Genomic DNA, 14,848 nt, shown 5'->3' on the forward strand with positions numbered 1-14,848 from the left:
AGTAGCTCCACCAGTCACATCTTTATCCAGCACTGGTGCCGCATGAACCGTAGGCACAAAACTGAACATGCCGGCAACCAAAGCAAGACTGACCTGCAGTGCCAGCTTATCTTTATTCGTCAACGTGTTCATAAAAATACACTCCATTCCTCACTATATCCCTGATGATATAAAATACCGAAAGAGGCACCAAAAGGTGCCCCTCTCCATATCCTTAAAAATCAAATCATTGTAACAAACTAAGCACTGAACTGCTGTTCTGATTCGACTGCGCCAACATCGCTTGCACCGCCTGAGTCAAGATACTGTCCCTAGCATAGGCTGTCTGCTCTTTAGCCATATCCGCATCGCGAATGACTGATTCAGCCGCTTGAGTATTCTCGCTATTCATTACTATGTTGGCAGACGTATATTCCAAACGGCTAAGTTCTGCTCCTACCCCCGTCTGCTGATTCAACACTTTCTGCAAAGCGTTGTCCAAAACATTTATAGCCACATTGGCATTCGTCTGAGTTGAAACACTCAAAGTCGCCATCCCGTCACTATACGAACGAAGTCCCAATGCAATTGCCCGAACATCAGCAAACCCTGCGCGCAACGACTGATTAGCCTGTGTTCCAATCTGGAAGACCATTGCGTTATCCTCTGAGGAATTTTCTGCACTAATGCTTTCTTCAAAGAAATCAAATACCTTATTGGCATTGTCTCTAATTTCCCCTCCAGCATCAGTGATTTTAAAAGTTATTCCCGCAATCTGACCTGCCAATCCTGGCTGACTAGCTTTCAGTGTAATAGCATTACTGCCATCAGCCGTATAAACTTCTTCACCAGACTTGTCTGTACCTATATAATTGCTGGTGCTGTTTAATGTTATCACACCACCCAACTTATCTACCAATTCCGTTAAAGTGTATGGCCTTGTGAAATAATAATACTTAGGCCCCCTTTCAGGATGTAACGGATGATAGTTAGGATTTCTCTTACTATCTTCTTTCTCAAGCGGGCTCACTTCCACAGTATGCGTTTCACCATTTTGAACCCAGGAAATAGCAACTGTATCAGTAGTTTGCAAACCGAGATTGTTGCCATCCTTGTTGGTCAAGTCAAGCACACTAGTATCGCCAGTGGTATCATCGGCAAACCTATAATTGGAAAGGTGCGTATACGTGCCCCCTTCCACCACACTGTAATTATGACTGCCATCCAGCATGGTGATACCATTGTAGCTCACCAAAGCATTATCATCAATCTGCTTGATATACTCATCAAAAACCTTCTGAATATTAGCACGGTCAGCATCAGTATTATGATCGTTAGCCGAATCTATAGCCTTCTCCTTCATAGTGCGAAGAATATTGATAGTGCTGTCTAGAGCCCCAGCAGCCGTATTCAGAATGCTAATACCATTCTGCGCATTCTGATCATCCTGATCTAAGGACTTGACCTGAACCCTCATACGCTCAGAGATTGCATACTCGGATGCCCCATCAGCTGCACTGGTAATCTTCTCACCGCTGGACAGCCTCTTCAAATCCTTATTCATGGCCTCGTTGTTCTTGCTGAGGTTCTTCAGTGCATTAACGCTGTCCATGTTGTTCTTGACTATGAGTGCCATAGGGGCCGCCTCCTCTTTAACATATTCCCAACCAAGCCAGGAGCCATCTCCGGCCCCTTATCTTCACTGCCTCCCAAGCCCTGGAAGACACGCTCAACTCTCTATGTAGTATATCGAATGAACCCTAGATTTTCTTAAGCACAAAATAAGGGTTTCCAGAAAAAATTCATAAAAAATTTTCCCATAAAATGGTTTAGGCGGGAGCATTGCTGCTCCCGCCCATTTTGGACTCACGCCAGTATGTCTACATTTGCGCCCAGATTCGGATCTGAGCTGAGTTCGCCCAAGAGCTGCTCCGTGCCGCTCTCGGCCGTCTCCATCGCTTTTTTCAGCACCGCGGTGCCCAGGTCCTGAGCTGCCTGTTGTTGATGCATGCTCACGGACATGGCCGCAATGCTCATGTAATTGTCACCCATAGGCGCACCTCCTAGTAAAACACTTCCGTGTTACCCTTATTATCGATGTTTTGCGGGGAAAACTTAAGTGTTTTTTATAGCAGGAACTCTGCGAAGACCTGGTTGCCAACCTTGGCCCCTGCTTTGGTAAGGGAGATGGACTTCTTGTTTTCCTGCAAGAGGCCCTCCCGCACCAGGCGGTTGATTTTCTTGCCATAGACGGAGCGCAGATCCTTGCCGAATGTCTCCTTGAATTTCTTCTTGTCCAGCCCCTTGGCAGTGCGCAGGGCCAGGAAGGCAAATTCTTCCATGTGATGCTGCTCGCTGGGATCTTCCTCGGAGCGCAGGGGGAGGCTGCCGGACTTGATAGTATTGATGTATTCATCCAGGTCAGCCACATTCTCAAGGCGCATGCCGTCAAGATAGGAGTGGGCCGCAGCGCCTAAGCCCAGATAGGGCACATCCTGCCAATAGCTGAGGTTATGCTTGCTCTCAAGCCCGGGCTTGGCGAAATTGGAGATCTCATAGCGGCGCCATCCCTTCTCCGGCAGGAACTCAGTCATGTAGTCGTACATGGCCTCGGTGTCTGCCTCCGGCGGCAAGGCCAGTTTTCCTTCCTGCTGGTCACGGTAGAAGGGAGTGCCCTCCTCCACCTGCAGGCCGTAGATGGAGATATGCTGAGGGGCAAGCTCAAGGGCTTTCTCCACGCTGTCTTTCAATATCTCCATGGTCTGCCCCGGCAGGCCGTACATGAGGTCAAGGCTGAGATTCTCAAAACCTGCCTCACGGGCGGCCCTGATGGTTTCCTCTGCCTGCGCCGCCGTATGGATGCGGCCCAGCCTTTTGAGGATATCATCATCGAAGCTCTGGACGCCGATGCTCAGGCGGTTGGCCCCCCACTCCCGGAGTTTTTTCAGGTATTCCTCGTCCACAGTGCCGGGATTCACCTCTACGGTGAATTCCTCCGGCTCCCCGAAGACGCTTTTCATCAGGGCCATGACGGTGCCCATCTGTTCGAGAGTCAGGGCCGTGGGAGTGCCCCCCCCCATGTAAAGGGTAGCAGGACGACCATGCTTCAAAACCATTTCCTGCCCCCGCACCAGAGTCTCTACCCCCAGGGCATCAACATAGGCCTCTCTGGCTTCTTCCCGGCCTCCATAGGAGGCAAAGTCACAGTAATTGCACTTCCGCTTGCAGAAGGGAATATGCACATAAACGCCCCATTGCATTAGGACAAACCTCCCTATATGCCTTCCCCTTAAGGGGGCGGCGAAGCCGCGGGTGTCCGGTGGACACCCTGGAAGGTGGCAGCCAAAGGCTGACGGATGAGGTGCCAATTAACTAACCACGGCAGATAACCGAGTCAGCGTTCCACCTCATCCGCCCCTACGGGGCACCTTCCCCTCAAGGGGAAGGCTTTTGTTATGTCAATCTATCTTCAATATGGCCATAAATGCTTCCTGGGGAATCTCCACGGAGCCTACGGCTTTCATGCGCTTCTTGCCTTCCTTCTGCTTTTCAAGGAGTTTGCGCTTGCGGGAGATATCGCCGCCGTAGCACTTGGCCAGCACGTCCTTGCGGCGGGCTCTTACGTTCTCTCTGGCGATGACCTTGCTGCCGATGGCGGCCTGGATGGGAATCTCGAACATCTGCTGGGGGATGATTTCCTTCAGTTTGGCAGCCAGCTGACGGCCGCGAATGGCGGCCCGATCACGATGGACGATGGTTGACAGGGCATCCACCGCATCGCCGTTCAAAAGGATATCCACCTTCACCAGCTTGGACTCCTGATAGTCTGCCAGCTCGTAGTCCAGGGAAGCATAGCCCCGGGTAGCGGATTTCAGGCGGTCGAAGTAGTCGTAGATGATTTCGTTCAGGGGGATATGGTAGGTGATCAGCACCCGGTTGGTGTCCAGGTAGTCCATGGTCTTGAACTCCCCGCGCTTGTCCTGGGAAATCTCCATGACTGCGCCTACAAAGTCGTTGGGCACAATGACAGTGGCCTTCACATAAGGCTCCTCCATGTGCTGGATTTCCGTCTGGGGCGGCAGCTCGGCAGGGTTGCTGACCTTCACCATATCGCCGTTGGTCTTGTAGACGTGATAGATAACAGAAGGAGCAGTGATGATGAGCTTCAGCTTGTACTCGCGCTCCAGACGCTCCTGGATGACGTCCATGTGCAGGAGGCCCAGGAAGCCGCAGCGGAAGCCGAAGCCCAGGGCCACGGAAGTCTCAGGCTCGAAGACCAGGGCAGCATCATTGAGCTGCAGCTTTTCTAGCGCATCCTTCAGGTTGTCGTAGTCGGCACTGTCCACGGGGTAAAGGCCGCAGTAGACCATGGGAGTCACGCCGCGGTAGCCGGGCAGAGGCTCTTTGGCTCCCCGCTCGGCGGTGGTGATGGTGTCACCCACCCGCACATCCCGCACGTCCTTCAGAGAGCCAGCCACGAAGCCGACTTCGCCTACGTTCAGTTCGCCCAGCTCCACAGGCTGGGGCTTGAAGCAGCCCACGTCCGTGACCTCGAAGACCTTGCCCGTAGCCATCATCTTCAGCTTCATGCCCTTCTTGATGCGGCCCTGCTTCACCCTGATATGGGCAATGGCCCCCTTGTAAGAGTCGAAATATGAGTCAAAGATCAAAGCCTGCAAAGGCGCATCCTTGTCACCCTCCGGAGCAGGGATATGCTCCACCACTGCATCCAGGATTTCCTCAATGCCGATGCCCGCCTTGGCCGATGCCAGGATGGCGTTTTCCGTATCCAGACCGATGGTGTCCTCAACTTCCTGCTTCACCCGGTCAGGCTCGGCACTGGGCAGGTCTATCTTGTTGATGACGGGGATGATTTCCAGGTCGTGCTCCAAGGCCATATAGACATTGGCCAGGGTCTGAGCCTCCACCCCCTGGGCAGCATCCACCACCAGGAGAGCGCCTTCGCAGGCGGCTAGCGACCGGGAGACTTCGTAGGTGAAGTCAACATGGCCCGGGGTGTCGATGAGGTTCAGCTGATACATCTCCCCGTCCTTGCCCCGGTAGTCCAGGCGCACGGTCTGGGCCTTGATGGTGATGCCGCGCTCCCGTTCCAAATCCATATTGTCCAGCACCTGGGCCTCCATCTCACGCTGGGTCAGAGTGCCAGTGTACTCGATGAGACGGTCGGCAATGGTGGACTTGCCGTGGTCGATATGGGCAATGATAGAAAAGTTGCGGATATGCTTGCTTTCCATTCACATTTTCCTTTCAATATTACAAAAGCCACCCATGCGAAAAGCACAGGCGGCTCCATTGTATCGTAATCGCGAGAATTACTTTGCCATAGCGTTGACCTTGCGGGCAAGGCGGGACTTCTTGCGGCTGGCAGCGTTCTTGTGATACACATGGTTAGCAGCAGCCTGGTCGATAGTCTTGCAAGCAACCGTAAGGAGGGATTTCGCTTCTTCAGCGTTACCAGCCTCAACAGCGTCGAGCACTTTACGGGAAGCCGTGCGGACACGGGACTTCTCAGCAGCGTTCTTAGCATGGCGCTTCGCGTCAGTCTTAACACTAAGGATAGATGCTTTGATATTCGGCAAACGATTCACCCCCCTCGAAATTTCAGTACCTTGCTATTTTAGCATGAAGGACGGAGAAATGCAAGCTATTTATTTCAGCTTAGCCTCATCCTTTTTCAGGCAGCATTTCTTGTACTTCTTGCCGCTGCCGCAGGGGCAGGGATCATTGCGGCCTGCAGCCTTACTGTGGCTGCCGAAGGGAATCACCTTGCCCATAGAGCCGCCCTCCTCATTGGCAGAAAGCTCGTCCGGGGTGTAGCCCTTGAGGCGCCACATGCGGGTGCTGTTGTTGAAAGCAGCCGTGAGCATCAGGAGCACCTTGGCCTTTTCCGTATCTTCCATGAGGCCCAGGCCGGAAAGATAATCAGCCGCCTCATTGATATCGCCGCTGTTCTGCAGGAGGATGTAGATCTCTCCCACCACATCAGCCGCCTGCAGCACCTCGTAGCCGCATTCTTTCATCAGGTACTGGGCAAAGGCGCGGTACTCGTTGGTGGACTCGATGTAGTTCTCCTCACCTGCCTCATAGACCTTGTCGTAAGCCAGGGGCGCAAAGCCCAGAGCCTCACGGGCATGCTGCTCGTCCTCCAGCTTTTCCACATCCAGCAGGGCATAATAGCGCATGCCCTGGGGCAGGGCATCAATCTGTGGCAGCCAGCAGGAAGCGTTCAGCATGACCCCCACGAAATCCTGGAAGGTGACCTCGGCAGCAGCCGACTTGTCAAGATAGCCCATGACCATTCCGTAAAGCTGCTCGAAGTTCAGATAGCCATAGTAGAACAGGAGGCCTGCGGTCAGACGGGCCATTTCCGTATTGAGCTCCGTCATGGAGTTGTAGGCGCCGCCGCTGATCTTCCTGATTTCCTCCTGCAGTTCTGCCGGCAGATACCAGGCCAGCTTTTCGGATTCTTTGTCCACGCCGCAGGCCAGCAGGCCAATGCCCCTAAGATAGTCAAGACGCAGGTCATCGTCCCGCAGCTCCGTGGAAAGGCCCTGCTTCTCCAGCAGATGCTCAAAGCACTGGCGCTGCTCCACCAGAGCGGAGGGCAGCCAGCGGCGGGCAAAAGCGGTGATTTCCGGCACCAGGCGCTCGATAAGCTCTGCTTTCTTCAGGGAGCTGGTGCCCGTGACGTTCAGGTTATAGCGGATATCATCCAGCTCTGCCCTGGTCATCTCCCCCAGTGCAGCCGCCAGGCTGAGCTCCTTGGGCAGCTTCCTTCTGTAGAGCTGGGCCCTGCGTGCCTCAGCCTCCGCCTTCATTTCCGCTTCCAGCATCTCCGCGGGATTCTCGAAATTCTTGTCCTGCAATTTACTTACTCCTCTACCTTGAAAATCCAAAAACCAACCTCGCAATCTTACTGAGGTTGGTTTTTTGAAAAACCTTAATTGAAATAATCCTCTATGCCATCCAGTATCCCCTGGGCAGCCTTCTTGGCGCCGGCATCGCTGTACAGGAGCTTCTCCTCCGCACGGTTGGAAATGAAGGCCAGCTCCACCAACGTGGCAGGCATATCCGTATGCTTCACCACGTAGAAGTTGCAGCTCTGGGTGCCGCGGCTCTGGGTGCCTATCTGGTCTATGACCCCCTGGCGGATCTTATCCGCCAATTCCCGGGACTTCTTGGAGCCCCTGGCGTAATAATACCCCGTGGTGCCTTTGGCGGCAGCATTGGTGAAGGAATCCATGTGGATGGAAATGAAGATGTCTGCGTCCTTCGCATTGGCAATATCACAACGGGCCTGCAGTTCCTCAATGTCTGTAGCCCGACCTTTCTTGGGGGACACTTCCGTATCTTTGGTACGGGTCATATAGACCGTAGCCCCCTCTGCCACCAGGAGATTCTTGAGCTCCGTAGCGACTTTCAGGGTGATGGTCTTTTCCATGACCCCCGTGGGTCCGATGGCGCCGGAATCACTGCCGCCATGACCTGCATCAATGGCGATTTTCCTGCCCTTGAGGCCTGTGATCTTATCCAGCTCATCACCGCTGTCCTTGTCACTGCCTTCAAAGATGCCTCCGCTGGGAGTTTCCTCCACCTTGATGGGATTTTTCTTTTCAGTCTCTTTCTTGCCAGTGTCCTGAGGCTCCTCCGTCCTTTCGGACTTGTCCGGGGAAGCCATCTCCTTCTCCACCTCATCCGTCTCGGAAGCCGGCGGTGTATAGGCAGGCTCAGGCTGCTGGGCACTTCCATCCGGCAGATCTATCTTGCGGTTATCCGAGCTTTCCGAGATGTCCCCGAAGTCCAACACTATGCGGCAGGCCGTAGCTCCGCCTGTCAGCTTGAACACATTGTAGTTGTTCCTGCCTACCTTGGTTTCCACCACGATACGCACAGTCTGCTTGTCGAACTGTGCCACCTTGAGCCGTCCGGCGAAGGGACTGTCTAAATCAAGATCTTTCCTGGCCTTGGGACTGAGCCAGGCATTGGGCAAATCCACCACCACCCTGTCCGGGTTGGAAAGGATTATTTTCTTGAAGGCCATATCTTTCGTGGCTTCCACCACGATGCGGACTTTGTCACTATGGCTGCTGATGCGCACCCCCGTGACCTCCGCCATGCCGCTGACCCGCTCCCCAAAGTCCGAAGCCGAAGCCTGCAGAGGTAAGAGGATCAAGGCCAAAAGCATAAATATCAAGAGCCTTAAGTGTCTCATAGAAACCTCCTACTTGGAAATGTGAACATTATTTCTATGTACACCAACGCTTCCACACACACTACATTCAATATTATAATGCAAATGGAGCTATTTTGCCACTGGCAAAATAGCTCCATTTTTATTTTATAACATATTTTTTAAGAAAGCCCTCGTCCTTTCTTCCTTCGGACTCCCAAAGAACTCTTTAGGTGAGTTTTCTTCGACTATATTCCCATCCGCCATAAATATCACATGGCTGGCGGCCTCTCTGGCGAAGGCCATCTCGTGGGTCACCACCACCATGGTCATGTGCTCGGCAGCAAGCTCCCGCATGGTCTTCAGCACCTCGCCAGTAAGCTCCGGGTCAAGGGCCGAAGTGGGCTCGTCAAAGAGCATGATATCAGGCTTCATACAGAGAGCCCGGGCGATGGCTACACGCTGCTGCTGGCCGCCGGAGAGCTGGCTGGGGTAGTAGTCCTCACGGTCGCTGAGGCCTACTTTCTTCAGCAATTCCCTGGCATAAGGGAGAATATCCGCCTTTTTCATGCCCTGCACCTGCACTGGCGCCTCGATGAGGTTTTCCAGCACCGTCATGTGAGGGAAAAGGTTGAACTGCTGGAACACCATGCCCATGCGGGAGAGGACTTCCCTTTCCGCCTTGCCGTCCACATACTGGGCCGTCCCCTCTGCCCCGGTCCTGACCAAAGGCTTGCCCTCAATCTCAATGGAACCGGAATCAATGGTTTCCAGCTTGTTCAGACAGCGCAGGAGAGTGGATTTGCCTGAGCCTGAAGGACCGATGATGGCCAGCACTTCCCCCCGCCTTACAGTAAGGTCAATGCCCTTCAGCACCTCAAGGTCCCCGAAGGACTTCTTCACGTCCAAAACCCGCAGCATGACGTCGCCTTTATTTTGCATATCTGCCATAACGCACCTCCAAACGCTTGAAGCCCCAGGTCAGCACAAAGGTCATGAGCAGATAGAACACCGCCGCCACCAGGAAGGGCATCATGTCAAAATCACGCTGCACGATAGTGCGGGCCACCCTCAGCAGGTCATTCATGGCCAGGATATAGATAAGGGAAGTATCCTTCACCAAGTTTATAGTCTCGTTGCTGATGGGAGGCAGCACGATGCGGATAACCTGCGGGAGAATAATCCTGCGCATGGTCTGGGTATAGCTCATGCCCAGAGTCTTGGCTGCCTCATACTGTCCCTTTGGCACCGCCTGGATGCCGGAGCGGAAAATCTCCGCAAAGTAAGCGGCATAGTTCAGGGTGAAGGCCAGTAGCGCCGCCGCCAGATCCGGCAGCATGATGCCCACCATGGGCAGGGCAAAATACACGAATAAGAGCTGCAACATCAAGGGCGTCCCGCGCATCAGCCAGATGTAGAATTCCATCAGCAGGGACAAAGGACGGCAGGAGGACAGCCTGGCCAGCGAAGCCAGCATACCAAGTGGCAGTGCCAGCAGCAAAGTCACGAAGAAAATTTCCAGCGTGACTTTGCTGCCCTCTGCCATCTGGAGGATCATATCCAGCAGGTTCATCTATATTCTACCAACTTTCTTTAGTATGATAAAGCATTAACGCAGAATATTATACTATGAAATTGTGAACCTGTAAAGCCTTCCCCTTGAGGGGAAGGTGGCAGTACGAAGGACTGACGGATGAGGTGCAACTAAATTCGATATGTTACCTAAGCAAATAAACGCTTCACCTCATCCGCCCCTAACGGGGCACCTTCCCCTCAAGGGGAAGGCAATACAAAAGGCCGTGCCTCACGGCACAGCCTTTGCGTTTGCATTCAAGCGCGTTGTTCGTCCTTCTTATCATCAATGGGTACCGGCTCTGCTGCCAGGCCGTCCTTGATGCCCTTGATGCTTTCACCGATGCTTCTGCCCAGCTGTGGCAGGCGCTTGCCGCCGAAGAGCACGAGAGCTACTGCCAGTATCAATAAAAGTTTCGGTATGCTAAGTCCTAACATGATTTGTTGACCTCCTAAAAACAAGCCCGGACATCCGTATCATGGGCAATCTTACTCTTACTCTCTGATATTCTCCTGTATATCAACGTTTTCCTGCTGCCTGGCCAATTTTTCTTCAAAACTTTCTTCCGTTGCAACAGTTATACCTTCCTGGTCAGGGGCAGTATTTCCCTCCTGCCCTGTTTCATTCTCCGCATCCAACAGCTCCATGAACTCGTCTCCGGTGATGGTTTCCTGCTCGTAGAGCTTCCTGGCGATCTTCTCCAGGGACTCCCTGTTATCCTCCAGCAGCTTGTAGGCCTTCTCATACTGCTTTTTCACCAGGGCCATGACCTGATGGTCGATGGCAGTCTGGGTCTCGATGGAGCAGGCCAGGCTGGTATCGCCGCCCAGATAGCGGTTGGTGACAGTCTCCAGAGCCACCATGCCGAATTCCTCGCTCATGCCGTAGCGGGTGATCATGGCCCTGGCCATCTTGGTGGCCTGCTCGATGTCGTTGGAAGCCCCCGTGGTGATGGTGTCAAAAATCAGGGCCTCGGCCGCCCGCCCTCCCGTGAAGGTGGCGATCTTGTTCTCCAGTTCCTCCTTGCTCATGAGGTAGTGGTTTCCTTCCTCCTCCACCTGCATGGTGTAACCCAGGGCCCCGGAGGTGCGGGGAATGATGGTGATTTTCTGCACAGGGGCGGAATGGGTCTGGAGAGCAGCCACTAGAGCATGACCCACCTCATGATAGGCCACTGTCCACTTTTCCTTGTCAGAGAGAATGGCATTCTTCTTCTGGTAGCCAGCGATGACCACCTCTATGCTTTCCTCCAGGTCTGACTGGCTGGCTTCGTTCCTGCCGTCCCGGACAGCCCTGAGGGCCGCCTCGTTGACGATGTTGGCCAGCTCCGCCCCGGAGGCTCCGGAAGCCATGCGGGCTACCTTGTTGTAGTCCACATCTGCCTGCACCTTGATTTTTTTGGCATGGACCCTGAGGATTTCCTCCCGACCCTTGAGGTCGGGCAGCTCCACGGGCACCCGGCGGTCGAAACGGCCGGGACGGGTGAGGGCAGGGTCCAGGGAATCAGGCCGGTTGGTAGCCGCCAGGATAATGACCCCGGAATTGCCCTCGAAGCCGTCCATTTCCGTCAGCAGCTGGTTCAGGGTCTGCTCCCTCTCGTCATTGCCGCCAATCTGGCCGTCGCGCTTCTTGCCGATGGCGTCAATCTCGTCAATGAAGACGATGCAGGGAGCCTTTTCCTTGGCCTGCTTGAAAAGGTCTCGCACCTTGGAAGCCCCCAGGCCCACGAACATCTCCACGAACTCAGAGCCGGACATAGAGAAGAAGGGCACATCTGCCTCGCCTGCCACGGCCTTGGCCAGCAGGGTCTTGCCAGTGCCGGGAGGCCCCACCAGCAGGAGCCCCTTGGGCATGGAGGCGCCGATGGCCTTGAATTTCTCAGGGTCATGGAGGTAGGAGACAATCTCGGAAAGATTCTCCTTAGCCTCCTCCTCCCCTGCCACATCGCTGAACTTCACCCCCTGGGCGCTCTTGATGTAGACTTTCGCCTTGGAGCCCCCCAGGCCGAACATCATGGAGTCACGGCCGCCCCCCATGCGCTCCATCATCTTGCGGGACATATACTGGCCGATGGCAAAGAAAATCAAGAGGGGCAGCACCCAGGACAGCAAAATGCTCATGAAGGGAGACATCTCCTCCACGATTTCCCCGGAGAAATCCGCCCCGGATTCGTAGAGCCGCTTGGTGAGGTCCGGGTCACTCAAGCGGCCCGTTTTATAAGTATTGCCGTCTTCTTTTTCCGTGAAGATGATCTGGTTTTCCTTGATGGAAACCTTCTCCACATTCTTGGCTTCGGTCTGCTGGATAAAGGTGTTGTATTCCACCTCCTGCACTTTCTTGGCTTCAAAGTAGGGCATGAAGAGGTGGTTGAAGGCCACCAGCAGTATGAGGGTCACAATATAGTAAAAGATAATGGGCCGCTCGGGCTTCTTTACTTCATTCATGGAAAAACTCCTTTCCCGGGAGTGTTTATCTCGCCACGCGCAGGCGCAGCACCTTCACATGTTTTGTATAGAACCAGTAGGCGATGGCGATGAACACCGCGGTCACCGTCCAGCTCAGGGGATAGCAGAACATCAAGGTGGCAAAGTCAGGGTCTTGGGCAAAAGCCGTATAGACCCAGGTAAGCCGCACCCCGCAGATGCCCACCAGGGCCAGCACGGCAGGCTGCAGGGAAAAACCATAGCCCCTGAGGGCCCCTGAGAAAATATCCACAATGCCGTTGATGCCGGCTGGCACCACCACATACCAGATGCGCACCATGCCCAAGGCGATGACCTCTGGATGACTGTCAAAGAGGGCCAGCAGTGTCTCCCCGAAGAAAAGCACCAGCAGGGAGACAGTGGTCATAAAGGAAAGCCCCAATCCAAAGCACAGCCAGGTGGCCCGGCGGCAGCGGAAGAGCTTCCCCGCCCCGTAGTTCTGGCTCACAAAGGTGGTAGCCGCCTGGGAGAAAGAATAAACAATGCAATAGACATTGATCTCAATGGTGAAAGCAGCGCTGGAGGCTGCCATGGTCTCCGCCCCCAGGCTGTTGATGGCTGCCTGGATAACAATATTGGACAGGGAGAAGACCATGGCCTGAATGCCTGCGGGCAGACCGATTTTCACGATTTCCTTTATCCTCTGCCCCTGCCAGTGCAACTGCCTGAGGTCCAGGCGGATGACACCTTCCGTATGGCGCAGCACGTGCAGGAGCATGCCTGCCGCCATGAATTGGGCCAGCACCGTAGCTCCTGCCACCCCTGCAATACCCCAGCCCAAAGGACCGGCAAACAAGAGATCCAGCAGGGCATTGACGGCACTGGTCACCGCCAGGACCTGCAAGGGAGTCTTGGTATCTCCACGACTGCGGAAGATGGCGGCCTGAAAGTTATAAAGCCCCATGAAAGGCATGCCCAGCAGGAACACCCTCAGATACATCTCCGCCAGAGGCATGACGCTCTCGGGCACCGCCAGAGCCGTGAGCACAGGTCCGGCCAGCAGCTCACCCAGGGCCATAAGCCCCAGCCCCACCGCCAGCGCCAGCAGGAAGGCCGTATGGACAGCGCTGCTGGCCTTCTCCATGTCTCTGGCCCCGATAAAGCGCGCCACCATGACGTTGGCACCCAGGGAAATCCCCATAAAGAGATTCACCAACAGGCCGATGATGGAAACATTGGTGCCCACCGCCGCCATGGCCTCCGTGCCCACAAAGCGCCCCACCACCGCCACATCGGCCGCGTTGTAGAGCTGCTGCAAAAACACCGTCAGGGCCAAAGGCAGGGCAAATTTCACGATTTTGTCCCACAGGGACCCGTGAGTCATATCAAGTTCAGTGGCTTTCATAGCCAAAACGCACTCCTTAGTAAATCAAACAAACTTGCTATACTATCATAACACAAATACAGCAGATAAACAGCCCCATGCACCGCAAAAGGCGCATGGGGCAGACTCTGCTATTCATTTCTCAGATTTTCAGACTGGAATCCTTGCCCGGGGAGTACCACGGTAGACCTCATGCCCCCGATTCTGCTCCTTGCTGATCTCACCCTTGATAGCATCGATGAGGATATTGCCTATGACCTGCTTCCACATATCCTCCATGTTGTCACCGGACTGGGCAGGCGGCTGCTGGGGCGGAGGGTCCTGCCGCTTGTTGGCCATCTCGTCTGCCCGCTGCAGCTCGTTCCAAAGCTCCCGATCATCCTTGGGTGAAGCCTCCCAAGCCCACTTCAGCTCGTTGTAGGCCTCCTGGTAACGCTGCCTGTCATAGTAGATCAGGCCGCGATAGCGATGGCACTTCCAGATGGGATAGATGGCATCATCATGGGGCGTATTCTGGGCACTGTCAAAATCCAGCATGGCATTGTCATCAGAGCGCAGGCCGTAATAAGCCCGACCTCTCAGATAATAGGCATAGGCCAGGGGGCTGTCCGTGACGCTGGTATCGCGGATAACCTTGGTGAGCCGGGTAATGGCAGCGTTGTGCTCCCCTCTTTGGATGAGGGCCACGCACTCGTCAAAAATCTGTCCCAGGGTGTACTGGTTTTCCAGCTGATGGCCGATTTCCCGCTTTTCCCTGCCGCTGGCGTGCTCGTATTTCTGCAGCAGCTCCTCATTCTGCTTCTTGAGCTCGTCCCGCTCCTTCTGCAGCTTTTCCAGTTCCTGCCGCTTCTGCATCATATTCTGCAGGTCGATGGTATCCGTGTCCACCTCAGCGGTGATATTCACTGTATATTTGAGCACATTGCCCGTGAGTTCCGGCACAGAGTTCTCATGAGTGACCTTCAGCACCGCCCCGGAAATCATGCGCACATCATCCTCAGTCAGCTCGTAGTTCTGCGTGCGGGAGTAACTTTCCACATATACCCCTGCCTGCTCCACTGCTGACCGCATAGCCTCCTGCCGGGCCGCATCCTTGGCGATCTTGGGCGAATCATTATCCCCCATGACATAGACCCCCGTGGCGTGTATCACCTGGGGCGCAGCGCTCACGCAGGCACAGGAAAACAGCAGTCCCATCAGCATAGTAAGGCATAATATTTTTTTGGCCATGCTATCAACCCTCTGTCTTTATCAACTAAATCCAATCTTATATAGCATATATCGACATTTTCACTCTA

General features: G+C 54.4%; 13 protein-coding genes. All 13 read right to left on the reverse strand.

Annotated features, from left to right (window positions below; all coding sequences use genetic code 11):
- Window positions 1-226 precede the first annotated feature (226 nt).
- Window positions 227-1,615 (reverse strand): flagellin, encoded by a 1,389-nt coding sequence (locus P159_RS0101695; RefSeq protein ID WP_029540824.1) that lies wholly within the window; start codon window positions 1,613-1,615, stop codon window positions 227-229.
- A gap of 230 nt (window positions 1,616-1,845) precedes the next feature.
- Complete coding sequence (locus P159_RS0101700) at window positions 1,846-2,031, reverse strand: YjfB family protein (RefSeq protein ID WP_029540826.1); 186 nt, start codon at window positions 2,029-2,031, stop codon at window positions 1,846-1,848.
- Between the two features lie 74 nt (window positions 2,032-2,105).
- Window positions 2,106-3,239 (reverse strand): radical SAM family heme chaperone HemW, encoded by a 1,134-nt coding sequence (gene hemW / locus P159_RS0101705; protein WP_029540830.1) that lies wholly within the window; start codon window positions 3,237-3,239, stop codon window positions 2,106-2,108.
- Window positions 3,240-3,437: 198 nt separating this feature from the next.
- On the reverse strand, window positions 3,438-5,234 hold the full coding sequence (gene lepA / locus P159_RS0101710; protein WP_029540833.1) for a translation elongation factor 4: 1,797 nt from the start codon (window positions 5,232-5,234) through the stop codon (window positions 3,438-3,440).
- Window positions 5,235-5,312: 78 nt separating this feature from the next.
- Entirely contained in the window at window positions 5,313-5,579 is a 267-nt protein-coding gene (gene rpsT, locus P159_RS0101715) for a 30S ribosomal protein S20 (RefSeq protein WP_029540836.1), read from the reverse strand.
- A 69-nt stretch (window positions 5,580-5,648) separates the two neighbouring features.
- Window positions 5,649-6,866: an SEC-C domain-containing protein gene (locus P159_RS19025; protein WP_318253477.1), complete on the reverse strand. Its 1,218-nt coding sequence runs from the start codon at window positions 6,864-6,866 to the stop codon at window positions 5,649-5,651.
- Window positions 6,867-6,940: 74 nt separating this feature from the next.
- Window positions 6,941-8,212: an N-acetylmuramoyl-L-alanine amidase gene (locus P159_RS0101725; RefSeq protein ID WP_029540841.1), complete on the reverse strand. Its 1,272-nt coding sequence runs from the start codon at window positions 8,210-8,212 to the stop codon at window positions 6,941-6,943.
- Between the two features lie 126 nt (window positions 8,213-8,338).
- Complete coding sequence (locus P159_RS0101730; protein WP_029540845.1) at window positions 8,339-9,121, reverse strand: amino acid ABC transporter ATP-binding protein; 783 nt, start codon at window positions 9,119-9,121, stop codon at window positions 8,339-8,341.
- Window positions 9,102-9,743, reverse strand: a complete 642-nt coding sequence (locus P159_RS0101735) for an amino acid ABC transporter permease (RefSeq protein ID WP_029540849.1) — start codon at window positions 9,741-9,743, stop codon at window positions 9,102-9,104. Before P159_RS0101735 ends, P159_RS0101730 begins: the two co-directional genes overlap by 20 nt.
- A 257-nt stretch (window positions 9,744-10,000) precedes the next feature.
- Window positions 10,001-10,180 carry a twin-arginine translocase TatA/TatE family subunit gene (gene tatA, locus P159_RS0101740; protein WP_029540852.1) on the reverse strand — a complete coding sequence of 60 codons (180 nt, stop codon included), beginning with the start codon at window positions 10,178-10,180 and terminating at the stop codon, window positions 10,001-10,003.
- Between the two features lie 57 nt (window positions 10,181-10,237).
- The gene (ftsH, locus tag P159_RS0101745; RefSeq protein ID WP_051650047.1) at window positions 10,238-12,187 is read right to left on the reverse strand and encodes an ATP-dependent zinc metalloprotease FtsH; all 1,950 of its coding nucleotides are present in this window, start codon (window positions 12,185-12,187) and stop codon (window positions 10,238-10,240) included.
- A gap of 25 nt (window positions 12,188-12,212) precedes the next feature.
- Complete coding sequence (locus P159_RS0101750; protein WP_029540856.1) at window positions 12,213-13,571, reverse strand: MATE family efflux transporter; 1,359 nt, start codon at window positions 13,569-13,571, stop codon at window positions 12,213-12,215.
- A 129-nt stretch (window positions 13,572-13,700) separates the two neighbouring features.
- Entirely contained in the window at window positions 13,701-14,780 is a 1,080-nt protein-coding gene (locus P159_RS0101755) for a hypothetical protein (RefSeq protein WP_051650048.1), read from the reverse strand.
- Window positions 14,781-14,848 lie beyond the last annotated feature (68 nt).

It is taken from the genome of Selenomonas sp. AB3002 (assembly GCF_000702545.1).
Lineage (GTDB): Bacteria > Bacillota > Negativicutes > Selenomonadales > Selenomonadaceae > Selenomonas_B > Selenomonas_B ruminantium_A.

Bases quoted from the DNA above. Each gene is read 5' to 3' on its own strand.
- P159_RS0101695 (WP_029540824.1), bottom strand. From the start codon at position 1,615: ATGGCACTCATAGTCAAGAACAACATGGACAGCGTTAATGCACTGAAG.
- P159_RS0101700 (WP_029540826.1), bottom strand. From the start codon at position 2,031: ATGGGTGACAATTACATGAGCATTGCGGCCATGTCCGTGAGCATGCAT.
- hemW (WP_029540830.1), bottom strand. From the start codon at position 3,239: ATGCAATGGGGCGTTTATGTGCATATTCCCTTCTGCAAGCGGAAGTGC.
- lepA (WP_029540833.1), bottom strand. From the start codon at position 5,234: ATGGAAAGCAAGCATATCCGCAACTTTTCTATCATTGCCCATATCGAC.
- P159_RS0101725 (WP_029540841.1), bottom strand. From the start codon at position 8,212: ATGAGACACTTAAGGCTCTTGATATTTATGCTTTTGGCCTTGATCCTC.
- P159_RS0101730 (WP_029540845.1), bottom strand. From the start codon at position 9,121: ATGGCAGATATGCAAAATAAAGGCGACGTCATGCTGCGGGTTTTGGAC.
- P159_RS0101735 (WP_029540849.1), bottom strand. From the start codon at position 9,743: ATGAACCTGCTGGATATGATCCTCCAGATGGCAGAGGGCAGCAAAGTC.
- tatA (WP_029540852.1), bottom strand. From the start codon at position 10,180: ATGTTAGGACTTAGCATACCGAAACTTTTATTGATACTGGCAGTAGCT.
- ftsH (WP_051650047.1), bottom strand. From the start codon at position 12,187: ATGAATGAAGTAAAGAAGCCCGAGCGGCCCATTATCTTTTACTATATT.
- P159_RS0101750 (WP_029540856.1), bottom strand. From the start codon at position 13,571: ATGAAAGCCACTGAACTTGATATGACTCACGGGTCCCTGTGGGACAAA.
- P159_RS0101755 (WP_051650048.1), bottom strand. From the start codon at position 14,780: ATGGCCAAAAAAATATTATGCCTTACTATGCTGATGGGACTGCTGTTT.